Annotated in this window: 23 protein-coding genes; 8 read left to right on the forward strand and 15 right to left on the reverse strand. The window is 58.9% G+C overall.

Annotation, left to right across the window (positions count from 1 at the left end):
* The first annotated feature begins 69 nt into the window (after positions 1-69).
* Entirely contained in the window at positions 70-444 is a 375-nt protein-coding gene (locus NUW46_RS03035) for a dihydroneopterin aldolase (RefSeq protein WP_291910062.1), read from the forward strand.
* A complete protein-coding gene (folK, locus tag NUW46_RS03040) occupies positions 444-968 on the forward strand; it encodes a 2-amino-4-hydroxy-6-hydroxymethyldihydropteridine diphosphokinase (RefSeq protein WP_418141349.1) in 525 nt (174 codons plus the stop codon). The genes NUW46_RS03035 and folK (NUW46_RS03040) overlap by 1 nt, the downstream gene beginning before the upstream one ends.
* Here the strand turns inward: folK (NUW46_RS03040) and pgi are convergent.
* The 11 genes from pgi to dksA all read right to left on the reverse strand — a co-directional run bounded on the left by pgi (position 951) and on the right by dksA (position 12,831).
* The gene (pgi, locus tag NUW46_RS03045; protein WP_418141350.1) at positions 951-2,612 is read right to left on the reverse strand and encodes a glucose-6-phosphate isomerase; all 1,662 of its coding nucleotides are present in this window, start codon (positions 2,610-2,612) and stop codon (positions 951-953) included. The genes folK (NUW46_RS03040) and pgi overlap by 18 nt on opposite strands.
* 22 nt (positions 2,613-2,634) lie before the next feature.
* On the reverse strand, positions 2,635-3,483 hold the full coding sequence (panC, locus tag NUW46_RS03050; protein WP_069184798.1) for a pantoate--beta-alanine ligase: 849 nt from the start codon (positions 3,481-3,483) through the stop codon (positions 2,635-2,637).
* Positions 3,480-4,274: a 3-methyl-2-oxobutanoate hydroxymethyltransferase gene (gene panB / locus NUW46_RS03055; RefSeq protein WP_069184799.1), complete on the reverse strand. Its 795-nt coding sequence runs from the start codon at positions 4,272-4,274 to the stop codon at positions 3,480-3,482. The genes panC and panB overlap by 4 nt, the downstream gene beginning before the upstream one ends.
* Positions 4,275-4,333: 59 nt before the next feature.
* Entirely contained in the window at positions 4,334-4,831 is a 498-nt protein-coding gene (gene folK, locus NUW46_RS03060) for a 2-amino-4-hydroxy-6-hydroxymethyldihydropteridine diphosphokinase (RefSeq protein WP_418141351.1), read from the reverse strand.
* Positions 4,831-6,195 (reverse strand): polynucleotide adenylyltransferase PcnB, encoded by a 1,365-nt coding sequence (pcnB, locus tag NUW46_RS03065; RefSeq protein WP_069184801.1) that lies wholly within the window; start codon positions 6,193-6,195, stop codon positions 4,831-4,833. Before pcnB ends, folK (NUW46_RS03060) begins: the two co-directional genes overlap by 1 nt.
* Positions 6,188-6,448, reverse strand: coding sequence for a hypothetical protein (locus NUW46_RS03070; protein ID WP_227514598.1), 261 nt, complete (start codon positions 6,446-6,448; stop codon positions 6,188-6,190). The genes pcnB and NUW46_RS03070 overlap by 8 nt, the downstream gene beginning before the upstream one ends.
* A 417-nt stretch (positions 6,449-6,865) precedes the next feature.
* Positions 6,866-8,269 carry a sigma-54-dependent transcriptional regulator gene (locus NUW46_RS03075; RefSeq protein WP_069184803.1) on the reverse strand — a complete coding sequence of 468 codons (1,404 nt, stop codon included), beginning with the start codon at positions 8,267-8,269 and terminating at the stop codon, positions 6,866-6,868.
* A gap of 7 nt (positions 8,270-8,276) precedes the next feature.
* Complete coding sequence (locus NUW46_RS03080; protein WP_418141352.1) at positions 8,277-11,240, reverse strand: ATP-binding protein; 2,964 nt, start codon at positions 11,238-11,240, stop codon at positions 8,277-8,279.
* Entirely contained in the window at positions 11,230-11,406 is a 177-nt protein-coding gene (locus NUW46_RS03085) for a hypothetical protein (RefSeq protein WP_048497702.1), read from the reverse strand. Before NUW46_RS03085 ends, NUW46_RS03080 begins: the two co-directional genes overlap by 11 nt.
* A 50-nt stretch (positions 11,407-11,456) precedes the next feature.
* Complete coding sequence (gene gluQRS, locus NUW46_RS03090; protein ID WP_418141353.1) at positions 11,457-12,329, reverse strand: tRNA glutamyl-Q(34) synthetase GluQRS; 873 nt, start codon at positions 12,327-12,329, stop codon at positions 11,457-11,459.
* 61 nt (positions 12,330-12,390) lie between these two features.
* Positions 12,391-12,831 carry an RNA polymerase-binding protein DksA gene (gene dksA / locus NUW46_RS03095; protein WP_008173182.1) on the reverse strand — a complete coding sequence of 147 codons (441 nt, stop codon included), beginning with the start codon at positions 12,829-12,831 and terminating at the stop codon, positions 12,391-12,393.
* Between the two features lie 179 nt (positions 12,832-13,010).
* Between dksA and sfsA the strand changes: the two genes are divergently transcribed.
* Positions 13,011-13,742 (forward strand): DNA/RNA nuclease SfsA, encoded by a 732-nt coding sequence (gene sfsA / locus NUW46_RS03100; protein WP_418141354.1) that lies wholly within the window; start codon positions 13,011-13,013, stop codon positions 13,740-13,742.
* Here sfsA and NUW46_RS03105 read toward each other — a convergent pair.
* From NUW46_RS03105 to NUW46_RS03115, 3 genes are read right to left on the reverse strand one after another with little or no spacing between them, the layout of a single operon-like run.
* On the reverse strand, positions 13,726-14,097 hold the full coding sequence (locus tag NUW46_RS03105; RefSeq protein WP_209399004.1) for a Rieske (2Fe-2S) protein: 372 nt from the start codon (positions 14,095-14,097) through the stop codon (positions 13,726-13,728). The genes sfsA and NUW46_RS03105 overlap by 17 nt on opposite strands.
* Entirely contained in the window at positions 14,094-14,462 is a 369-nt protein-coding gene (locus tag NUW46_RS03110; RefSeq protein WP_069184808.1) for a pentapeptide repeat-containing protein, read from the reverse strand. Before NUW46_RS03110 ends, NUW46_RS03105 begins: the two co-directional genes overlap by 4 nt.
* Before the next feature lie 40 nt (positions 14,463-14,502).
* A complete protein-coding gene (locus NUW46_RS03115; protein ID WP_418142004.1) occupies positions 14,503-16,053 on the reverse strand; it encodes an AAA family ATPase in 1,551 nt (516 codons plus the stop codon).
* A 247-nt stretch (positions 16,054-16,300) separates the two neighbouring features.
* Between NUW46_RS03115 and mrcB the strand changes: the two genes are divergently transcribed.
* A complete protein-coding gene (gene mrcB / locus NUW46_RS03120; RefSeq protein ID WP_305967285.1) occupies positions 16,301-18,541 on the forward strand; it encodes a penicillin-binding protein 1B in 2,241 nt (746 codons plus the stop codon).
* A complete protein-coding gene (locus NUW46_RS03125) occupies positions 18,538-19,119 on the forward strand; it encodes a tetratricopeptide repeat protein (RefSeq protein ID WP_418141355.1) in 582 nt (193 codons plus the stop codon). Before mrcB ends, NUW46_RS03125 begins: the two co-directional genes overlap by 4 nt.
* A 48-nt stretch (positions 19,120-19,167) precedes the next feature.
* Here the strand turns inward: NUW46_RS03125 and NUW46_RS03130 are convergent, their stop codons facing one another.
* On the reverse strand, positions 19,168-20,115 hold the full coding sequence (locus NUW46_RS03130; RefSeq protein ID WP_418141356.1) for a DUF4382 domain-containing protein: 948 nt from the start codon (positions 20,113-20,115) through the stop codon (positions 19,168-19,170).
* 222 nt (positions 20,116-20,337) lie between these two features.
* Here NUW46_RS03130 and NUW46_RS03135 point away from each other — a divergent pair, with 222 nt between their 5' ends.
* From NUW46_RS03135 to NUW46_RS03145, 3 genes are read left to right on the forward strand one after another with little or no spacing between them, the layout of a single operon-like run.
* A complete protein-coding gene (locus NUW46_RS03135; RefSeq protein WP_167352719.1) occupies positions 20,338-20,925 on the forward strand; it encodes an RNA polymerase sigma factor in 588 nt (195 codons plus the stop codon).
* Between the two features lie 10 nt (positions 20,926-20,935).
* Positions 20,936-21,628: an anti-sigma factor family protein gene (locus NUW46_RS03140; protein ID WP_069184812.1), complete on the forward strand. Its 693-nt coding sequence runs from the start codon at positions 20,936-20,938 to the stop codon at positions 21,626-21,628.
* Entirely contained in the window at positions 21,625-21,999 is a 375-nt protein-coding gene (locus NUW46_RS03145; RefSeq protein ID WP_227549547.1) for a hypothetical protein, read from the forward strand. The genes NUW46_RS03140 and NUW46_RS03145 overlap by 4 nt, the downstream gene beginning before the upstream one ends.
* Positions 22,000-22,048: the final 49 nt, after the last annotated feature.

Raw genomic sequence — 22,048 nt, forward strand, 5'->3', positions numbered from 1 at the left:
GCTTGATCACAGTATCCCCTGGCTGTGCGTTATTCAATCACCAAAGAGTGGAAGAACCCGGGAGCACCCTTGGCAGACACCGTATTGATCGAAGGCCTGGTTGTGGAGACTGTGGTCGGAGTTTACGACTGGGAGCGGGAAGTCACCCAGAGCCTGGTGATTGATCTGGAAATGGCCTGGGATAACCGGGTACCGGGCAAGACCGACGATGTTGCTGACGCCCTGGATTACGCGGCTGTGAGTACCCGGGTCGAGTCCTGCCTGCAGGCGCTCAGGCCGAAACTGCTTGAATATGGGGCGGAAGTTCTGGCCAAAACCCTTCAGGATGAATTCGGTATAAGCTGGCTGCGACTGGCTATTCGCAAGCCTGGCGCCGTTCCCGCAGCAAAGGCGGTGGGCGTGCGGATCGAACGGGGAGAGAAAACTGAGACAGGAGCACGTTAATGGCAGCGGCCGCCCGGGTATACATCAGCATTGGCAGCAATGTGGACAGGGAGCGCTACGTCACTGCGGCACTTGATGCCCTTTCTGGGTGGTTTGGCGAGCTGATTATCTCCCCGGTCTATGACAGCGAGGCTGTCGGATTTGACGGGTCACCGTTCTTGAACCTTGTGGTGGGTGTAGATACGTCCTTGTCGGTTGCCGAGCTGTCACAGCGTTTCAAACAGTTGGAAGCCGACAACGGCCGGCGTAGGGATGTCCCGAAATTCAGCGCGCGGACCCTTGATCTGGATATTCTCACCTATGGTAACGCGGTTGGTCGGATAGACGGCGTCGAGCTGCCCAGAGGGGAAATCCTGAAAAACGCTTTCGTGCTGCGGCCGCTCGCCGACATCGCGCCGGAGGAGGTGCATCCGGTGTGCGGTAAATCCTACGCCCAGTTGTGGCGGGAATACAGCACCGGCCAGCGGCTCTGGCCGGTGGATTTCAACTGGCAAGGGCGGCAGATCTCAAGCGCTGCCGGCTGAGCGGAACCGCTCAATAAGGTGATCGGTCGAGCTGTCGCTGGCCTGGTTGCCTCCTTCATCCCCAAGCAGTCGCGGCAAAATACCCTTGCCCAGTTGTTTGCCTAGTTCCACGCCCCACTGGTCGAATGAATCTACATCCCAGATTACCCCCTGAACAAAGGTGCGGTGTTCGTAGAGCGCGATCAGGGCTCCCACGGTCTCCGGGGTAACCTTTTCCATGGTCAGGGTATTGCTCGGCTTATTGCCGGGGATGACCTTGTGGGGCGCAAGCTGCTCAATCTCGCTTTCGTCCCGCCCTTCTGCTTTGAGCTCAGACCTGGCTTCTTCCAGTGATTTGCCGGCCATCATGGCCCGGGACTGGCTCAGGCAGTTGGCAAACAGGTCTGCGTGATGGGTAGCCACCGGATTGTGGGATTTCAGGGGGATGATGAAATCCGCCGGAATCAGTCGAGTGCCCTGGTGGATCAATTGGTGATAGGCGTGCTGGCCATTGGCGCCGACCCCACCCCAGATGACCGGTCCGGATTGCCAGCCCAGGGTATCGCCGGCCTGGGTCACGCTCTTGCCATTGCTTTCCATGTCCAGCTGCTGGAGGTGGTCCGGCAGGCTGCGAAGGTAGTGATCGTAGGGCAGGATTGCGTGGGTCTCGGCACCCCAGAAGTTGTTGTACCAGACGCCAAGCATGGCCATGACGACAGGCAGATTTTCCGCCAGTGGCGCTTCACGAAAGTGCTGATCCATGGCATGGGCGCCGGCCAGCAGAGCCCGGAAGTTGGCCATGCCAACACGGAAGGCAATGGGAAGTCCGATGGCAGACCAGAGCGAGTAACGTCCGCCTACCCAATCCCACATTGGGAAAACGTTGTCCGAATCAATGCCGAAGTCCTGTGCCGCGGGGACGTTGGCGGTCACTGCCATGAAATGCCGCGAGACAGCCTGTTCCTCACCGCAGCGGTCCAGAAACCACTGTCGCGCCACCTTGCTGTTCTCCAGCGTTTCCTGCGTACGGAAGGACTTCGACTGGATCAGGAAAAGGGTGGTTTCCGGGTTTACCTGGCGAAGCGTCTCACAAATCTCTGTGCCGTCGATGTTGGCCACGTAATGGCAGCGGATACCAGACTGGGCGTAGGGCTGAAGGGCTTCGCTGACCAGCTTTGGGCCCAGATAGGAGCCGCCGATACCGATGCTCACTACATCGGTGAAAGGCTTGCCGGTGTATCCGGTACGACGTTGGTGCAGAACGTCGTTTACCAGTGTTTCCATGCGATCGAGAGTGCTCTGTACCACGGCGACCACGTCCTCGCCGTCTATCATGATGGCCTCGTTGCCGGGATGGCGCAGGGCGGTATGCAGGGCAGGGCGATCTTCGGTAATGTTGACCCGCTCCCCCTGCAACAGGGCCTCCCGCCTGGCTTCCAGGTCGCAGCTGCTGGCCAGAGCCAACAGTGCCTCCAGCACCTCATCCGTAAGCCGGTTCTTGGAAAAATCCAGTGACAGACCTGCTCCCTCGATAAAATAGCGCTTTGCCCGCCCCGGATCTTTATCGAACAGATCCTTCATCAAAACGCCTTCCAGGCGTTCCCTGTGCTCCTTCAGTGTCTGCCATTCGGGTTTCGAGGTCAGTACTGCAGGATGTGCGGGCATCAGAGGTTCCTTTTCTGTTGGCTTATCGGGTAAGGGACAGGTTGTCGATCAAGCGGGTTTTGCCCAGGAAGGCTGCTGCCAGAATAGTAATCTCCCTGTCCTCCGGTGTGGCCGGCTTGAGGGTCTGGCTGTTGACGATGTTGAAGTAGTCCGGCCTGAGACCAGCATCCCCGAGACTCTGCTCAGCTTCGCTTTCCAGTGCCTGGAAATCTGTACGACCATCGTTGATCTTGGTCGCTGTGGCCTGCAGGGCCTGGTGGACCGCCGGCGCAATCTGCCGCTCCTGAGGTGTCAGGTAACCATTACGTGAGCTTTTCGCCAGCCCATCGTCCTCTCTCACCGTGGGGGCGCCCACCACGTCCACCGGAATCATCAGGTCCCTGACCATTTTCCGGATTACGGCGAGTTGCTGGAAATCCTTCTCGCCAAATACGGCAAAGTCTGGCTGAACCATGTTAAACAACATGGTAACCACCGTGGCTACGCCCTCAAAGTGACCTGGCCGGCTGGCACCGCAGTGGCCATCGCTGACATCAGGCACAATAACCTGGGTCTGCTTCGCCAGGCCTTCCGGGTAGATTTCTTCGGCGGCGGGCGCAAATACCAGGGTGTTTCCGGCGGAAGCGAGCTTTTCCTGGTCTTCGGCTAGCGTTCTCGGGTAGGTATCCAGGTCTTCGCCGGCTCCGAACTGCATCGGATTCACGAAGATGCTGGTTACCACCACATCCGCCATTTCAGCCGCCTTGCGAACCAGTGAAATATGACCTTCGTGCAGGTTGCCCATGGTGGGAACCAGGCCGATGGTTTTTCCCTGCTGGCGATAGCCGCGGAGGATGGTTCTCAGTTCTTTCAGGGAATGTACGGTTCTCATGCCTTGAACGTATGCTCCTCAGCGGGGAATGTGCGCTCGCCCACGGCTTTCACGTAGGCCTGCAGGGCTTCCTGTATTGAATCTGTCTCTGCCAGGAAGTTCTTCACGAACCGCGGCTTGCGGCCAGTGGTAATGCCCAGCATGTCGTGCAGGACAAGAATCTGGCCGTCAGTGTCCGGGCCTGCGCCTATTCCAATGACCGGTGCTTTGACGGCCTGGGCGATTCGCGCCGCCAGAGGCGCGGGGACGCATTCCAGAAGGATGACATCGGCGCCGGCTGCCTCCAGTTCGCAGGCATGCTCGATCATCATTTCGGCCGCCTTTTCGTCGCGGCCCTGCACCTTGTAGCCGCCAAATTTATTGACGAACTGCGGCGTCAGGCCAAGATGCGCACATACGGGCACGGCCCGTTCGGTCAGGGCGGTAATGGTCTCTTTCATCCAGTCCGTGCCCTCAAGTTTTACCATGTGGGCGCCTGCCCGCATCAGTTCGGCGGCATTTTCCAGGGCAGTCTCAACGGTGCCGTAACTCATAAAGGGCATGTCTGCCATGATCAGGGACCCGCGGTTGCCTTTGGCCACGCAGCTGACGTGATACACCATTTGATCCATGGTGACCGGCAGAGTGCTGTCGTGCCCCTGGAGTACCATGCCCAGGGAATCGCCAATCAGGATGACGTGAACGCCCGCTTCGCTGACCACCTGAGAAAAGGTGGCGTCGTAGGAGGTAAGGGCAGCGAAGGCTTCGCCCTTCTGCTTGAACTCACGCAGGGTATTGATGGTAACAGCCATAGAATCCTTGCCTTTTGGGTGGATGGGCCTGGGCGTGCCGGGGTATCGGCGTTGAAGTGTTAAGGGTAATCCGCCGGCGGAAGCTTGCGCAAGCCGTTGTCGGGGCATTGGCTGCGCAGCTTGGAAATGGCGGTGCCATCCGGCAGAGCGAGGTCGGCCTTCAGGTCCATTAGGGGTTGGAGCGCAAAGTCACGGTTCCGTAGCTCCCGATGAGGGATGGTGAGGCGATCATCGTCGAGTACCTGGTTGCCGTACAGCAGTATGTCCAGATCGAGCGTGCGGGGCCCCCAGTGCCGGAGCCGCTCCCGGCCGTGCTGTTGTTCGACGTTTTGCAGCTCGTCAAGCAACTGGTGTGGCGCCAGGGATGTCCTCAACCAAACCGCCCCATTAACAAAGTCGGGCTGGTCCTGGGGCCCCACCGGGCGGCTGGCATAAAAGGGCGATTGGGCCACCAGAACCGTCTCTGGAAGGTTAGCCAGGGCAGAGACTGCCCGGGCCAGCTGGGCTGCAGGGTCTTTCAGATTGCTGCCAAGACCGATAAAGACGTCTGTCATCATTACTGGGCGGGGCGTTTGACCGGCTTGCGGCGACGCCGACGCTTTTTGGGCGCATCGCTGCTTAATTGTGACAGCATCCGTTCCTGGCCACGTTCGTCTTCTTGCTGGAACTCGGTCCACCATTGGCCCAGTCCCGGTTCAATCTCGCCCGACGCCTCTCGAACCAGCAGGAAATCGTAAGCCGCGCGAAACCGCGGGTGGCTCATGGTGGCAAAAGCCCGCTTGCCCTGGCGGCGGGGCAGGCGCATCTGGAGTTCCCAGATTTCCTTCATGGGGCCGGAGAAGCGCTTGGGAATCGATGTCGCCTGAACCTGGCGGCCAATCACCTTGCCAATGGCACCGTGCAGGGCGGGCTGGACCGGGTCACCGTTATCCTGCCTGCGGTGCCATTCTGCTTGCAGCGCCGGCCAGAGCATGGCGGCAAACAGGAAGTAGGGTGTGACCGACTTGCCCTGGGCAATCCGGGCATCGGTGTTTCTCAGGGCCTGGCGAATAAGCTCATCCGGCTCTCCGGCCTGAATGGCTCTGACCGTCTCCGGAAACAGGGGCTCCAGCAGGTTGTAACGGGTCAGTAGATCGTAAGTGGCTTCACCATGGCCTGCGGAGAACAGTTTGAGTACTTCATCAAACAGGCGCGCGGGCGGGATATGGGTTAACAGAGGGGCTAACTCACCGATTGGCGCTTCGGTTTCCGGTTCAATATCGAAGCCCAGTTTGGCGGCAAAGCGAATAGCACGAAGCATACGGACCGGGTCCTCCCGGTAGCGGGTTTCCGGGTCGCCAATCAGGCGCAGTTGCCGGTTGCGCAGATCTTCGATGCCGTTTGCAAAGTCGATAACGGTGAAGTCGCGGATGCAGTAGTACAGGGCATTGACGGTAAAGTCGCGCCGCAGGGCATCCTCTTCCTGGTTGCCGTAGACATTGTCGCGCAGCAGCAGACCGTGTTCATTGGTCCTGCGATCGTCATCATCTGTGTCGGTATCCGCTTCCGTGGCGTTGCCCCGGAAGGTCGTTACCTCAATTACCTCGCGGCCAAACACCACGTGGACAATCCGGAACCGGCGTCCGATCAGCCGGGAATTGCGGAACAGGTCGTGAACTTCCTCCGGCGTGGCATTGGTGGCAATGTCGAAATCCTTGGGCTTTCCACCCAGCAGGATATCCCTGACGCCGCCGCCTACAAGGTAGGCTTCATAGCCCGATTTGTTCAGACGATGCAGGACTTTCTTTGCAGGCTCGCTGATCACCGAGCGTGAGACATTGTGTTGGTCCCGGGGAATTTCCCGTCGCTGGTAGGTGCGGGCTTTCTTCTTTCCGTTGCCGGGCATAAAGGAACGGAGTTTTTCGACGAGTCGTTTAGGCATTGAAATCCGTGGTTGCGATGAGCAAAAACCGAGAGTTTAACGGTTTGAGCAGGATTTGCACACGTTTGCCGTGGATTACCGTTCCGGGGCCCAGAAAATCAAAAGGCGGATCCGTTTTCACGAATCCGCCCTCAAAGCGTTGACGATCTGCATTGTTTTTGTTTTTGCCGGGATTTTTCTTGGTTTTTGTACCCCACTGCATATCCCCATTGAGGGGCATCTCAGCAGCGCAAACGGAAAGCTTTGAATACACAGAGCGGTCAGAGACATCGGGCGGGTCTGGGGTAGCTGCAGCGTCACCTCAAAGGCGATTCTTCTCTACATCTACAACTCGCACGTGCCGTGGGACCACTAAAAAGCAAAGTACCCAAAACACTCAGTTCGCTCACGTTCTGTTGTTGTTTTTGTTACCGAACGTTTCCCGCAGCTTTTTGTTCTTGTTGTTGGCGCTGCTTTGTCACTCTTGTTTTTGTTGTTGTGCGCCAAATAGATTGCAGTCCGTGTGCCAGTTTTTGAATGTTCTTTATTAACAGTACCTTACGATTTTGTAGGTCATAAGTGTTACCCCGTATTCAACCTAAGTGTTACCCAGATCACGTTACTTTAGTGGGGAGTGTTACCGACAGGAACATGGGGTAACAACTGAGTGCCGATTCACACTTTGGCGAGCTCAGTTGCCCGAGGATTTTTTCCGGGGGATGCCGAGCCGCTGCCGACGTTCCCAGAGGGATTTTCGGCTGATGCCCAATTTTTGAGCCAGCTCTGTCTCGCTCATGCGATCCTGGTTCTCCAGGACAAAATGCTGGAAGTAGTCTTCCAAAGAGAGATCGTTGGAGGAATCCACCTCGCGGGTGTGAGTCTGCTCGTTGTTGCCTTCCACGAGGGTCTCAGGGATGTATTCGTCGTTGCCTTCGCTATCAAGGTCCAGCAATGACGGCGTAATCACATCCCCGTCGCAGAGGATGGTGGCGCGCTCAATGGCGTTTTCCAGCTCCCGTACGTTACCCGGCCAGCGATGGCGTTCCAGGGCGCGCATGGCCTCGGGGCTGAGGTTGAGATCGGGTTTGCCCATTCTCTCCCCCTGGCGTTTGAGGAAGCGGCGAGCCAGTCCCAGAATATCGCTCTGGCGCTCGCGTAAAGGCGGTATCCGGATCTGCATAACATTCAACCGGTAATACAGGTCTTCCCGGAATTCCCCGGTTCGGGTCATGGCCTTCAGGTTGCGATGGGTGGCCGCAATCATTCGCACATTTACGGTGCGGCTCTGGGTTGAACCCACTTTCCGGATCTCGCTCTCCTGCAGCACGCGAAGCAGGCGGGCCTGGGCTTCAGCCGGCAGTTCGCCGATCTCGTCCAGAAACAGGCTACCGCCATCAGCCGCCTCAATCAGACCCGTTCTTGCCGAAACCGCACCGGTAAAAGCGCCTTTCTCATGGCCGAACAGTTCCGATTCGATCAGGCTTTCCGGGATGGCCGCGCAGTTTACCGAAATCAGCGGTTTCGCGGCGCGGGGGCTCAGCAGGTGCAGGGCGCGCGCGGCCAACTCTTTGCCGGTACCGGATTCGCCCTGGATCAGTACGGTGGTTTCTGTCGGAGCCACCTTCCGGATCAGGGTAAATACCCTCTGCATAGGCTCGCACTGGCCGAACATGATATTGGCCGGATCGCTACTCTCGGGCGTTTCCGAGGGTGCCGCCGAGTCATCACCCGCATTGCGGGCAGAGGGCTGGCGGGCCAGGATATTCTCCACCGCAGCAAGCATTTCATCATGGTCGAACGGTTTGGCGATGTACTCAACGGCCCCCATTTTCATGGAATCCACGGCTGACCGGAGGCTGGCATAGCTGGTCATGATCAGCACCGGTGTATTGGGTGCGCGGTTGATCAGTTCCGTGCCTGCTGCTCCTGGCAAGCGCAGATCCGATATGATCAGGTCAAACTGATCCGGCTCGTGGTGCTGTTCGGCTTCCTCCACGGAAGCCGCATCGGCGACTTCATAGCCGGCATGCAGCAGCAGCTTGCGAACTGCCGAGCGAATAATGTCTTCGTCTTCCACGATCAGAATGCGAGGCATAGGAGTCTCAAGACCTTTGGTTCTGGCTGATGGCAATGTTGCCGGTTTCCGGTTCGTAGGCTGGCAATCTCAGCCTCACACAGGTTCCCCGGCCAGTGTCGGCGTCCACCGGGCTGTCTACCTGAACGTTGCCATAGTGCTCTTCAATAATGCTGTACACCAGCGACAGGCCAAGACCGGTTCCCTGGTTGGGGGCCTTGGTGGTGTAAAACGGCTCGAAGATATGATCAAGCTGATCCCCGGGGATTCCGGAGCCCTCATCAACGACTTCGATGATAGCGGAGTAGCCATCGCCCTTTCCACTGACCCGGATGGTGCCTCCTTCGGGCGAGGCATCCCGGGCGTTGGCAAGAAGGTTAACAAACACCTGCACCAGGCGCTGTTCATCGCCCAGCACCTGCAAGGAGGGCGGGCAGTCGTTGATGTAGTGAATGCCCAGGCCCTTGTCGCTCAGGGAGAGCAGGTTGATAGACTCTTCCACGCAACGATGTATCGTCACCGGTTCGTACCGGTTGGCCTGGGCGTGGTTGCCGGTGCGGGCAAAGTTCATCAGCGACTGCAGTATGGTGGAGATGCGCCGCGTCTGTTGCTGGATCTGGTCTGCCGTATCGAGAATATCGGGGTTATCGGTTTCCAGTTTCAGGTTCTGGGCCAGCGATGAGATGCCGGTTACCGGGTTCCCGATCTCGTGGGCGACGCCGACCGCCAGTCTACCCACCGACGCCAACCGTTCGCTGTGCATCAGCTCATCTTCCAGCAGTCGGGTTTCGGTCTGGTCTTCCACCAGGATGATGCTGCCGCCTTCGGTGTGGTCCGGCCCACTCAGGGCGGCTTTGTGAAGGTTCAGCCAATGGGGCTTGCCACGCAGATCCAGTCGGTGTTTGTAGCGATGCAGGTCGGGCCCGCGGTTGAAATCCTCGAGCAGCAGATGCCAGTGCTCCGGCAGTGCCATCAGCCGGGCACCGACCACATCATCGGCGGTAATGCCGGTGAGCGCCTCCATGGCGTGGTTCCACATCAGGATTTCACCGTCCTCGCCCACCGAGCAGGCGGGAATCGGCAGGTTTTGCAGTGTCTGGCGGTAATGTCGTCGCAGGTTGTCCAGCTCGCCGGCCAGGCCGGTAAGGCGGTTCTGGTAGTCGCCGAGGGCCCGCTCGACATAGCGAATGTCCTGGGCGGTGCCACCCTGGGCCATGGGCTTGAAGCCGAGATGGCGTTTGACCATATCCCGGGCGACAGAGGGGCCGAGGAGACCTGACAGATTGATCTCCACCTGATCCCGCAGTCGTCTGAGCTGGTAAGGCCGGTATTCCACGTTGGGTAGCTTCAACTGGCTCAGTGCCCGCTCCACTTCCCGCCGTGCGACGCCATAGCCCAAAGGCTCTGCTAGTTGCCGCACAAAATCACTGGAGGATGTTGCCAGCAGTTCACGGCGTTGAGGGCGGGACAGCGCACCCAGCGAGCAGGCCTGTGCTGCACTGTTCTCTTCACTGGTACTGGTGCTGAGGATGGAAATCAGCGCGAACACAGTAATGTTGGCGGTCAGGCTGACGAACGTGAAAATGTGCCAGTTGGTGTAATCCGGTATCAGCGGCGCGTCTATCCAGGCCAGCAGATTGGCCGTGTGGGAGAAGGGTAGTACCAGGGTAACCACCCAGATGGTCAACCCGACAATCAGGCCGGCAATCAGGCCGCGGCGGTTGCCCTCCGGCCAGTAAATCACTCCCAGGGCGCCCGGGAGAAGCTGTAATGTGCCTGACAGGGAAATGGCGCCGAGAATGGAAAGGTCAAGGTTCTTGCCAACGGCCTCGTGAAACAGCAATGCCAGGAAAATGATCACGGCGATGAGCAGACGTTTGATCCACTGTAGCCAGCGATAGATGTCGCCCTGGTCTTTCGGGGTTTTCAGCGGCAGGACCACGTGGTTCAGGGCCATGCCCGCCAGTGCCAGCGTGCTGACGATCATCAGGCCGCTGGCTGCGGACAGGCCGGCAATGTACATGAACAGCGTCAGTACAGGGCTCTCCAGCGCTTGGGCAGCGCCGATAGCGAAGAACCCGGGGCCGGTGGTGACGGCCAACTCCTGCCCGCCCCACAGAATCAGGGGTACCGGCAGGCCCAGCAGTAACAGGTACAGTGGCAGGCCCCAGCTGGCCTTGGCCAGTGCCTTTGGGGAAGGGTTCTCGCTGAAGGTCATGTGATACATGTGCGGCAGCACCAGTGCGGCGGCAAAGGACATCAGCATCAATGCCCGCCAGCTGCCGTCGTCAATGCTCAGAGTCATGGTGGTGGCTGGCGAGGTTCGGTTGTCCAGCCAACGCTCCAGACCGTTCATGCCATCGAAGACCCCGAACAGGATCACGCCCCCGAGCACCAGCAGCGCCGCCAGTTTGACCAGAGAATCAAAGGCAATGGCCAGTACCAGGCCCTGGTGGTTATCGGAATTCTGGTTACGGCGTGCTCCGAACAGCATGGCAAACAACACCACGATCATACTGAACATCACACTGATCAGCTTGGGAGAGGTGTCCGGCGCCAGGATACTGGCGGAGGTGGCGACGGCCTGGATCTGCATGCTCAGCAGCGCCAGTATGGCCCCGCCGGAACACAGGGTGACCAGGGTTCCTGCCCACTGGCTCCGGTAGCGGTAGGCGAACAGGTCGGCCAGGGAGGTTAACTGATAGGCGCGGCCAATCCTCATGACCGGGTTCAGAAGTACCGGTGCCAGCAAAAAGGCGCCACTGATGCCCAGGTAGTAGGCGAGGAAGCCGTAGCCGGATTCGGCGGCCATGCCAACGGCGCCGTAGACCGCCCAGATGCCCGCGTATACCCCCAGGCTGAGCACGTAAACCAGCGGGTGGCGAACCCAGCGCCTCGGCACCATGCCCCGCTCGGTAAACCAGGCAATGCCGAACAGCAGAATCAGGTACAGCAGGCTGGCGAGCAGCAGACCGGAGGCACTAAAACTCATTGGGGTCCCGCCGCCATTCCAGCCAGAAACCGATGGCAATCAGCCCGGCCCAGATAATGTAGGGGCTGTACCAGACGTTTCCCGGCGAAGTCCACCAGTCAAGGATGTTGGGCGAAAAGATATAGATGGCCAGTACCAACAGGAAGACCAGACGGTAGATATACATCAGGCATGCTATCCGCGCTGAGGTGTGAGAAAGGCTTTATACCATGTCCCTCACCGGGATGTCAGGTGGATGGCGCCCCGGTGCCAGTTCTCCCGGCCCCATTCCAGCAAGGATTCCGGGGAACCGGTTGCCAGTTCCGAAGGAGGATTCTGGCCAAGGGCAACGAGGGCTGCGAACAGGTTGTCGACAGGCACTTCGTCGTTTAGCGCCGGGGCGTGGGTCTGCTTGCTGAGTTTCTGGCCGTGTTCGTTCAGTATGACCGGGATGTGTAGCCAACGGGGAGGGCGGGCGCCCAGAGCCCGGTAGATCTGCTGCTGTTGCGCTGTCATATCCAGCAGATCCGACCCGCGCACCACGTCCGTGATGCCCTGATCAATGTCATCAACAACCACCGCCAGTTGATAGGCGTAGAACCCCTCTTTACGGAGGATCACGGGATCATCAAGCTCAGCCCGCACGGTTTGATGCTGTGGGCCCAGGAGTTGATCCTGCCAGTGGCAGTCCTCATCTTCCAGGGCAAAGCGGATGGCGAAAGGGCGGTCACCGTCTATGGCTTTGCGGCTGCGGCATTGGTGGGGGTGTCGCCCCCCATTGGCTTGCAGTTCTTTCCGTGAGCATTGGCAGCGATAGGCGTAGCCGCTTTCGAGTAATTGATCGATGGCGGCCTGATAGGCGTCGTGACGTCTGGATTGAAACCGTACCGGTTCGTCGGGGAACAGGCCATGGGCGTCCAGGCTGGCAAGAATCTGGCCGGTCGCTTCCGGCGGCTCTCTCAGCGGATCGAGATCTTCCAGGCGAATAAACCATTGGCCGCCCTGGCTGCGGGCCTCCAGAAAGCTGGCAAGCGCAGTAACCAGTGAGCCGAAATGCAGCGGGCCGGTCGGAGAGGGCGCAAAGCGGCCCCGATAGGAAGAGTTGTTCATGATCGTCAGTCAGCCGGCGGGGCAGGAATAGCCCGCGGCCGGCAGCTGTTGAAGGTTCGGCTCAGATGCCGGTCTGGCGTTCGCGAATCTCGGCCAGAGTCTTGCAGTCGATGCACAGGGTCGCAGTCGGACGCGCTTCCAAACGGCGGATACCGATTTCCACGCCGCACTGATCGCAGAAGCCGTAGTCGTCCTTGTCGATGCGGTCGATGGTCTGGTCAATTTTCTTGATCAGTTTCCGCTCCCGGTCGCGGGTGCGCAGTTCCAGGCTGAATTCTTCTTCCTGGGTTGCGCGATCGCTGGGATCCGCGTAATTTGCGGCGTCTTCCTGCATGTGGTGCATGGTGCGGTCGACTTCTTCCATCAGCTCCTGCTTCCATTGCAGCAGCAGATCCTTGAAGTGCTGGAGCATTTCCGCACTCATGTACTCTTCACCCTTCTTCATTTCATAGGGGGTGAAGTTGGTAAAACGTTCGCGTGGTTGTTCTGCAGTCGTTGCCATTGAACCCGGCCTCTTGTTTGTACTTCACAAGAACGCTTTGCTTCCCTCCGCGTGAGCCCCCGTGGCTGCGCGGTTATACCCTGGATGAAGCATTCGTCCTGAAACGGGAATTTGCGGAAAATAGCAGATTAGTCACGGGGGTGCCAGCCTTGTGGCATCGACTTTTGTACGGAGATCACATGAAGTTTCCAGAACCGTTGGTTGAAGGCCGGCTTATCCGCCGCTACAAACGCTTCCTGGCAGACGTGCGGCTGCCGGATGGCTCGGAGGTAACCGCCCACTGCCCGAACACCGGCTCCATGCTGGGCTGTCAGCCAGAAAATGCCCGGGTCTGGCTCAGCCGCAGTGATAATCCCAAGCGCAAACTCCAGTACACCTGGGAACTGGTGGAAACGTCACCCGGGCAACTGGCCTGCGTGAACACGGCCCGGCCGAACAACCAGGCCAGGGAAGCGGTACTGGCCGGCACTGTGGTGGAGTTGGCCGGTTACCCCGAGTGCCGCGCCGAGGTGAAATACGGTGCGGAGAAAAGCCGGATCGATCTGTTGCTGTCTGGTCACGAGTCCGCGGCTGATGCCTGGGTGGAGGTCAAGAATGTTACCCTGGCCGAGGATGGCCAGGGTTTTTTCCCGGATGCGGTAACCGAGCGTGGCCAGAAGCACCTTCGTGAGCTGATGGCCCAGGTCCAGCAGGGTGATCGGGCGGTGCTGTTTTTCGTGGTCAATCACACCGGCATTCAGACCGTTCGCCCGGCGGACCACATCGACCGCAAATACGGGGAGTTGCTGCGCGAAGCCTGTGATGCGGGTGTGGAAGTGGTCGCCTACCGGGCCGACCTGAGTGAGAGTGATGGTATTCCCACGGGGGTGCTGACACTGACCGAGTCGGTGCCGGTTATTCTGGAAGTCTGATCTCGATCTGGCCGTCCTGCTCTCTCAGGTCCAGCTGGGTGAGTGCGTCGCCCTGGCAGGGGCCGGCAATGCATTCGCCGTCGCCGGGCTTGAACAGGGCGCCGTGGGTGGAGCACTGGATGAACAGATTGTCGGAATCCATAAACCGGCCCGGCATCCAGTTCAGCTCAACACCGAGATGCGGGCAGATATTCAGGTAGGCGCGGGGCGTGGTGCCGTCGAGGAACAGGAAGCCGGTAAGCGGCATGCCTGCAGGCTCCCGGGCCTTCTCCCGGAGCCGAAACTCGACGAATTGGCCCGGTGTCAGCTCGGACGCGGGACACACGGGCTGCCAGGAATGCGGGTTGTTGCTCATTTCGGCAATATGGCGTAGCGCATGCGGGTCCCGTGGTTCAGGGACATGACGATCTCATCGGCGTGCAGGCGATGTGGGAAGTAGCAGCCTGAAATTTTCGCGCTGGCGATGCTTGAGCCTTCCATTCTGGACTTCGAAAAGTCCACGCCTCTCAGGTCGGCACCGCGGAAGTAGGCATGGCGGAAATCCAGCCCCTTGGCGTCCATCCCTCTCAGATCCAGGCCCCGGAAATCGCCATGGGCGAAACTGGGGAACTCTGTGAGCTTTGCCTTCTCGGCATTGAACGCCTGCATATCCTCGCTCCGAAGAATATCGTAGAGCGGGTGGCTGATCTGATGTACTTCGTGTTCGCTTTTATCGTCCATATCTAACCTCGCGCTCGCCAGTGGGAGCCAGATGTTGTTCTTACCCGGCCTTGCCGCCGGGGATACCCAGGTGTTGACGGATACGGTCGGCAACGGCTTCCGCCACATGCTCCTGATCGGTGTGCAGGTGAATGGTGTGGGTCTTCTCTTCGGCCGTTAACGGTTCAAACCAGGTTTGCTGGGCGTCCAGCAGCTCCTCGGTGGCCTCGGAGGCATCGCCCTTGCGATTGCGGATCCATTCCCTGCGCAGATCTTCGGGCGCCTCGCAATGGATCAGGGCAAAGGGCACGCCCTGGGCTTCGGCGACGGATGCCAGCAGGGACCGCTCCTTTTCTTTCAGGCTGGCGGCGTCCACGATCACCGGGAACCCGGCCGCCAGAACCTGACCGGCCAGCTCGGCCAGTCGCTGATAGGTTTTCTCGGTCGCTTCCTCGGTGTACAGGTTGCCACCGGTCGGTGAACGTGAGCTCTCCAGCGGAGCCAGTCCATGCAGTCGCTTGCGCTCGACATCGGACCGCAGGCGTATCAGCCCCAGCTCGTTGGCCATGGCGGCGCTGACGCACGTCTTGCCGCTGGCAGAAAGGCCAGTGGTAGCCAGCAAGTAGTGGTTAGGAATGGAGCCGTAATCCTCGGCCAGTTGTGCATAGCCGCGATAGCGCTGCATAAGGTCGGCTTTTTCAGTGTCCGTGATGCCAGGATTGCCCATGGTGAACAGCGCAATCTTGGCGCGGACCATGGCGCGATAAGCCTTGTAGAGTGGCAGCAATGGCAGAGCTTCGAAGTCGTCCCGATATTCCAGATAAGTATTGAGAACCTGGTTGGCCAGGGCGCTTTCTCCCCGGGATTCCAGATCCATCAGGAGGAACGCAAGGTCGTTGATCACATCGATCCAGCGGAACGGTTCGTTGAATTCGATGCAGTCGAAGACGGTAACCTCACCCTCGAAGCGGGTAATGTTCGCCAGATGCAGGTCTCCGTGGCATTCGCGGACCATACCACTGGCACGGCGGTGGGCAATCAGCTCCCGATGCCGCTCGAAGGTGGATTCGGTCCAGGCCTGAAGGTTGTCCAGCTGCATGAGCAGATCCGGATCGTCAATCAGCGGACGGATCTGGTCAAAATTCTCTTGCATGGCGGCAAACACAGCCTCTGGTGTTCCTAACGGCTTGTCATCCGGCACGGGCGGCAACTGCTCGTGGAAGCCGGCGACCTGGCGGGCAAGGTCGGTCAACAAGTCTGAGGGCAGTTGACCCTGCTCCTGCAGGCGATCGAAAAGCTGGTCCTGGCCAAACTGGCGCATCTTGATGGCGTATTCAAAAGCCTCGCCCTCGCCGCCGAGGATCGGGGCGTCCGGTGTTCCGGTAATGGGTACCACTTCCAGATACAGCTTTTCTGCCAGCCGTCGGTTGAGTCTCAGCTCCTCTTCGCAGAAATGCTTCCGGCGATCGAGGGTAGAGAAGTTGAGGAAGCCGAAATCCATGGGCTTCTTGATCTTGTAGGCGTAATCACCGGTCAGGATTACCTGTGAGATGTGAGTTTCGATAACCTGAAAGCCATCCACGGGATGGTCGTACAGGTCCGGATTCTGCATCGACAGAATCAGATTGCCTGGGGATGTCTCACTCACCGTGTTCTCCTCGCGTTCCCTGAACCCATTGATTTTTCTTGCCCTATCATAACGGGCAGATTACAGAAATAACACATGGATGGCCTGCCTTCCTCACCGCTCCCTTCGTTATAATCGCGCCATGAAAAAATCCAAAGCATCTCCTAGCCCCAAGCGAAAGCCCTCCAGGCGTTCTTCGAACAATGGCCGTCGGCCGTGGTTCTGGCGTTTCATGTTCCGGTTATGTGCCATTGGTCTCGTTTTACTGGCCGGCTGGATGGTGTATCTGGATGCCGTTGTAACGTCCCGTTTTGAGGGTCGGCGCTTTGAAGTACCTTCCCGCGTCTATGCCCGTCCGCTTGAGCTTTTCGATGGGGCCAGTGTCAGTGCCAGCGCGCTCGAGCGAGAACTGAGCCTCTCTGGTTTCCGGAAAGGGGGCGGCGAGAAAGCGGGTAGTTACCAGCGCAGTGGCAATCGCTTCGTCATCAGTACCCGGGGCTTCTCGTTCCCGGACGGTGATGAGCCCCGGCGCCGGATCTCTTTGTCGGTCTCGGGCGATCGGGTTCAGGGTTTTTCGGTGATTCAGGGTGAAAGCGCCCCGATCGTCCGGCTGGAACCAGCGCAGATTGGCGGTATTTATCCAGCCCACAAGGAAGATCGGGTGCTGGTTCAGCTGGACGAGGTGCCGGCGCTGCTCCCCACCACACTGATGGCGGTGGAAGATCGCAACTTCTACGACCATTTCGGTATCGCGCCTCTCTCCATCGGCCGGGCCATGCTGGCCAACATCCAGGCCGGGCGCATCGTCCAGGGTGGCAGCACCTTGACCCAGCAGCTGGTGAAGAACTTCTTCCTGACTCGCGAGCAGACACTGGTGAGAAAGGCCAATGAAGCCCTGATGTCGGTATTGCTGGAGTTGCACTATGAAAAAGACGACATCCTGGAAACCTATCTGAACGAGGTTTACCTCGGGCAGGCCGGCACTCGCAGCATTCATGGTTTCGGCCTGGCCAGCCAGTTCTATTTTGGCGAATCACTGAAAGATCTGGATGTGCACCAGATCGCTTTGCTGGTGGGCATGGTCAAAGGCCCCAGTTATTACAATCCGCGCCGTCATCCCGAGCGTGCAACCGAGCGACGGAATCTGGTTATTTCCGAAATGGAAGAGGCGGGCCTGATTGAACCGGGCCGAGCGGCGAGGGCCCGCGGCCTGCCCCTTGGGGTCAGTGAGCGCCCATCCTACTCAGAAAACCGCTACCCCGCGTACATTGACCTTGTGCGGCGGCACCTGGCCCGTGACTACAAGGAAGAGGATCTGCGCAGTGAAGGACTGCGAATCTTCACCACTCTGAACCCCGCTATCCAGTATGCGGCAGAGTACGCGGTAACTGAGACCCTCCCGAGGCTGGGCAGCGGCCAGAGTTCGGAAGCCCTGGAGGCGACACTTGTGGTCACCGCGAAGGATTCCGGCGAGGTGCTGGCCCTTGTCGGTGGCCGGGATCCGCAATTCGCCGGATTCAACCGGGCGCTGGATGCCAATCGCCCTATCGGATCTCTGATCAAGCCGTTTATCTATCTGTCTGCTTTGCAGGAACCGGAAAGATACACCCTGAGCACACCGGTGCTGGACAAGAGCTTCACTCTTGAGTTCGACGACGGCAAACGTTGGCAACCCAAGAACTACGATGGCGAGGAGCGGGGTGAAGTGCCTTTGCATAAGGCTCTGTCTCGTTCTTACAACCTGCCGGCCGTTCGCGTGGGGCTGGATATTGGCGTGGACGTAGTGCGGGAGACTCTGACCGCCTTTGGCGTGGATACACCCATTTCCCGTTACCCATCCATGCTCCTGGGGTCGGTGTCCATGAGCCCTGTGACGGTCGCCCAGATATACCAGGGGCTGGCGACCTCGGGCTTCAATACCCCGCTGCGCACGATACGGGAAGTAACGGATGCCGGCGGTGAGGCGTTATCCCGCTACAGTCTTGAGGTTGAGCAGGTGGCTGATCCTGCCGCGGTGCACCTGGTGCAATACGCCATGCAGGAAACCATGCAGGAGGGCACGGGACGCTCGGCTTACTACACCGTTCCCCAGGAACTCACTCTCGCCGGCAAAACAGGAACCACTGACGATGGCCGGGATTCCTGGTTTGCCGGCTTCAGTGGCGATCTGCTTGCGGTCGCCTGGGTTGGGCGCGATGATAATGGCCCCACATCGCTGACTGGGGCCAGTGGCGCCCTGCCGGTGTGGTCGAGGTTTATGGCTCAGGTTCCCCAGCATGGTTTTTCGCCCGTGGTGCCAGACGGTGTCAACTATCACTGGGTAAATTCAGAACGGCAGGCACTGACGGACGAATACTGTGACAATGCACGACTGTTGCCTTACATTGCCGGCAGTGAACCCACGCAAACAATTTCCTGCTCCGGAAATCTGGAACGTCGGATCCGGGGCTGGTTTGAAGGACTGTTTCAATGATTGACCGACTTTCATTCAGGGCCGCCCTGATGGCGGCACTGCTGTCACTGGCCGGCTGTGCCTCCGGGCCGGGCGGTGGAATCTATGTGCCCGTTGGTGGTGAGCCCGCCGAGGCGCCCGAGCCACCGAGAACCAGCACAGACACGGAGGAGAGCGAAGCCCCGGTCTGGCGCAAGAGTGAACAGCCCGAGGCGGCGCAGGAACCCGGTGAGCCTTCCCGCTCCAGTTCCCCAAGCTATCGTGAAACCGGTGATGGCCTCTCGCCGGCTGCGCTGAGCCTGGTGCGTGAAGCCGAGCAGGTGCTGGCCCAGGGTAACGTATCCGGCGCCATCGCCCGTCTTGAGCGTGCACAACGGATTGCGCCCCGATCGGCCGAGGTGTATTTCAAGCTGTCGGAAGCCTATGTTGCTGGCAATCAGCTGGGCTCTGCCGAACAGTTCACGCTGAAAGGGCTGTCGCTGGCGGGCAGTGATATCCGGCTGCAGCGAGCGGGATGGTTGCTGCTGGCGGATATCCGCCGGGCTCGCGGGAATGTAGCGGGTGCCGATCAGGCGGAGGCGAGGGCGGCCGCCCTGTAATAAAAGCCCCTGTTAAAACAGGGGCTTTGCAGTCTACTCATCCAGCCATTACTGAGGCAGGGGGATTGGATCCGCCTCGGTTTCAGTGTCAGCGACAACGCTGACATTCTGAGTGCCTTCGAAGTCCAGTTCATCATCAGCTTCGTTGTCGTCGAGTTGGCAGCTGTAGCTGATGGTGTAGTCGCCCTCTACGAGGAATGCTGCGGTGTAGTTGTATATACCATCAATATCTTCGTCTGTGACGGGAACAGCCATAATTGGCTGGACGCCGTCACTGGTCACATTGATATCGGTCGGCTCGACGTCCGCTCCCTGATAAACGTAAACCGAGCCTGCGTAGTCTTCGGCGCAGTTTGCGAGTTCGTCGTTATTGAGCCGAGTCGAATTAATAGTAACGTAGTCCACTTCACCAGTGATCGAGCCAACCTCCAGGTTGTTAACCAAGCGAAGTGATGGCTTCAGCAGGTAATCTGCCAGCGACTGGCCCTGAGGGTTTACGATGGCTTTCCGGACATCGAAGTCGATGGTGAAATCTGTTTGCGTATCTGCAGCAACCACGAAATCACCGTTCAGCTTGAGGCCACTCTGAGTGCCGGAGGGAACGGCCAGCGATTTTTTCACGTCTGGCTGATCTTTTAACACGACGTACGACGCCAACTCTTCAGTGTTAACCAGCAGCCGAAGTTGAGTGTAATTGCCTGCGGGTACTTCTTCTTCGGTAATGAGCGGTTCACTAATTCCACCCTGAAGCTCTAACAAGTTCCACGTCTTTGGCTCATCAAAGTTGAACTCGACCCATTCACTATCCTCTGGCTTCAGCGAAATTCCTGTGAACGAGACGGTGACGTCAGAGAACTCCATTGCAGGCGCGTCAGTCACGTCAAACGAAACCGTGCCAGTGGAACCTGTGGTACCAGTGCCGTCACTACCCCCGCCACACGCGGCAATTCCGGCAGCCAGAGCGGACACGGTGAAAAGACGGATCGAACGTTTCATATAAACCTCCAAGGCTTATTTGTATTTTCGTAGCGGCTTGAAACGCTACCCAACACTCCTATCACGAGCAGGCAAGCGGCATCGTTCCAGACTTTTTGTTAACGTGTCTTAATGACGCAGATCGAACTGGCGAAGCACTTTGAGAAACGGACAAATGCATCGGCCCGGCAACTTGATATAGACTGCGCCGCTGGCATGAACCCACGCAGGTAAACAACGGCTTTGGCAATCTTTCCTTTCAAGCCCTCCAAGTCCCGGCGGTTTGACGCCTTGGTGCAGCCTCATCTGGACGCCATGTACCGGTTTGCTTACCGTTTGGCCGGCCAACAACAGGATGCTGAGGATCTGGTTCAGGATGTTGTGGTCAAGCTATTCCCAAAGCTTGATGAGCTGGAAAGCGTTGATCAGCTGCGGCCCTGGCTGAACCGGGTGGTATACAGGCAGTTTATTGACCAGGTTCGGCGCAAGAACCGTCAGGGTGATCGCCCGTTGACGGAGCTGATCGGCTCTGAGGGCCAGGCTGACTGGCTGGACAGTCTGGAATCGGACAGCGTTGGCCCGGATCTGCAGCTGGAGCAATCTCGCCTGGGGCCAGCGTTGGAACGGGTGATGATGACCCTGACTCCTGATCAGCGAACCCTTCTGTTGCTGCATGACGTGGATGGTTGGCGCCAGGAGGACATCGCGGAGGTGCTCGATATACCGCTGGGGACCGTAAAATCCCGGTTGCATCGCTGTCGGGCCGCGCTGCGAAAGAAATTGCAGCGTGAGCTGGAACCAACCGAGCCGGCCGGACGTGTGGGGGAGTGAGGTGAAGACAATGTCCTGCAACGAAATCCGGGTGAACCTGCCCGCCTACATTAATGATGAGCTTACCGCCGCTGCCAGTGAGCGGGTGCAGAAGCATGTTGCTGCCTGCCCGGCGTGCAGTAAGAGGCTTGTCTCAGAGCGTACGCTGAAACGGGAGTTGCAGGAGCAATTCAGCGTTCCTTTGCCTTCCCCGGACTTTCACAGCCGTGTTTTGAGCTCTGCCCGAGGAACCGTCAGTTCTGGTTCTGGATGGAGTCACAGGGCGTTGGGTGGTGCCATCGCGGCGGCACTGGCGCTGGGCATCGGCCTTGGTATCTTTTTGAATCCGGGCAGCGTTATTGACGAAGATGCTCCTGTCGTCGCGTTGTCGCAAAGCGACGCGGATGAGTCCGCAACAGGGATTGCCGAGCCGGTTGAGAAAACCGTGCGTCTGGCCTTCCATTCCGGCGAAGCCCTGGAAAATGTAACGCTGACTCTGGAACTGCCGCCCAATGTCGAGGTGGCCTCCTGGCCGGGGCAGCACCAGCTTAGCTGGCAGGTAAGCCTCGATGCGGGCGAGAACGTTCTTTCGTTGCCGTTGAAATTGCTTTTCCCGGGTTCTGGCGAGCTGGTGGCTCGACTGGAGACCGGAGATCGCCAGAAAACGTTCCGGGCCCCGATTCCAGACTACCCACAGCAGACCGCCGAGGATCCAGAATCATGATCAGAGAGAGACTTGCATTGAGCGCCAAGCTGGTCGGATTTCTGATGGTCGGATTATTAATGCCGGTAACAGCGCTGGCCAACGAGGATCTGGATGTTACCATGCGTATGGTAACTGACGACGCAGAGCTCACCGATTCCGTGGTGCGGGAAATTGAGTTGCCCCGCGCTATCGAAAGCCCCGAGAATCCAGGCAATGCTGGCTCCCGGGGTCTGGATGCGGCGAGTGAGGCCCGAGAAAGGGGGCGCGAGTTTGGTGAGTCCATGTCTGAAAAAGCCAGGCAGTCCCGGGAGTTGATCGAGGGCAAGCCTGAGTTGCCGGAGCGGCCGGAACGCCCAGAGCTGCCGGATGCACCAGGGCTGGATCGCTGAAGCCGGATACGTAACCGGTCCTCCGCTGCGTGGATTAATCCGGAGAGAC

The organism is Marinobacter sp. MA, assembly GCF_048298425.1.
In the GTDB taxonomy this organism is placed as follows: Bacteria; Pseudomonadota; Gammaproteobacteria; order Pseudomonadales; family Oleiphilaceae; genus Marinobacter; species Marinobacter salsuginis.

Bases quoted from the DNA above. Each gene is read 5' to 3' on its own strand.
- folK (WP_418141349.1), top strand. From the start codon at position 444: ATGGCAGCGGCCGCCCGGGTATACATCAGCATTGGCAGCAATGTGGAC.
- pgi (WP_418141350.1), bottom strand. From the start codon at position 2,612: ATGCCCGCACATCCTGCAGTACTGACCTCGAAACCCGAATGGCAGACA.
- panC (WP_069184798.1), bottom strand. From the start codon at position 3,483: ATGAGAACCGTACATTCCCTGAAAGAACTGAGAACCATCCTCCGCGGC.
- panB (WP_069184799.1), bottom strand. From the start codon at position 4,274: ATGGCTGTTACCATCAATACCCTGCGTGAGTTCAAGCAGAAGGGCGAA.
- folK (WP_418141351.1), bottom strand. From the start codon at position 4,831: ATGATGACAGACGTCTTTATCGGTCTTGGCAGCAATCTGAAAGACCCT.
- pcnB (WP_069184801.1), bottom strand. From the start codon at position 6,195: ATGCCTAAACGACTCGTCGAAAAACTCCGTTCCTTTATGCCCGGCAAC.
- NUW46_RS03075 (WP_069184803.1), bottom strand. From the start codon at position 8,269: ATGCCTCGCATTCTGATCGTGGAAGACGAAGACATTATTCGCTCGGCA.
- NUW46_RS03080 (WP_418141352.1), bottom strand. From the start codon at position 11,240: ATGAGTTTTAGTGCCTCCGGTCTGCTGCTCGCCAGCCTGCTGTACCTG.
- NUW46_RS03085 (WP_048497702.1), bottom strand. From the start codon at position 11,406: ATGTATATCTACCGTCTGGTCTTCCTGTTGGTACTGGCCATCTATATC.
- gluQRS (WP_418141353.1), bottom strand. From the start codon at position 12,329: ATGAACAACTCTTCCTATCGGGGCCGCTTTGCGCCCTCTCCGACCGGC.
- dksA (WP_008173182.1), bottom strand. From the start codon at position 12,831: ATGGCAACGACTGCAGAACAACCACGCGAACGTTTTACCAACTTCACC.
- sfsA (WP_418141354.1), top strand. From the start codon at position 13,011: ATGAAGTTTCCAGAACCGTTGGTTGAAGGCCGGCTTATCCGCCGCTAC.
- NUW46_RS03105 (WP_209399004.1), bottom strand. From the start codon at position 14,097: ATGAGCAACAACCCGCATTCCTGGCAGCCCGTGTGTCCCGCGTCCGAG.
- NUW46_RS03110 (WP_069184808.1), bottom strand. From the start codon at position 14,462: ATGGACGATAAAAGCGAACACGAAGTACATCAGATCAGCCACCCGCTC.
- NUW46_RS03115 (WP_418142004.1), bottom strand. From the start codon at position 16,053: ATGCAGAATCCGGACCTGTACGACCATCCCGTGGATGGCTTTCAGGTT.
- mrcB (WP_305967285.1), top strand. From the start codon at position 16,301: ATGTTCCGGTTATGTGCCATTGGTCTCGTTTTACTGGCCGGCTGGATG.
- NUW46_RS03125 (WP_418141355.1), top strand. From the start codon at position 18,538: ATGATTGACCGACTTTCATTCAGGGCCGCCCTGATGGCGGCACTGCTG.
- NUW46_RS03130 (WP_418141356.1), bottom strand. From the start codon at position 20,115: ATGAAACGTTCGATCCGTCTTTTCACCGTGTCCGCTCTGGCTGCCGGA.
- NUW46_RS03140 (WP_069184812.1), top strand. From the start codon at position 20,936: ATGTCCTGCAACGAAATCCGGGTGAACCTGCCCGCCTACATTAATGAT.
- NUW46_RS03145 (WP_227549547.1), top strand. From the start codon at position 21,625: ATGATCAGAGAGAGACTTGCATTGAGCGCCAAGCTGGTCGGATTTCTG.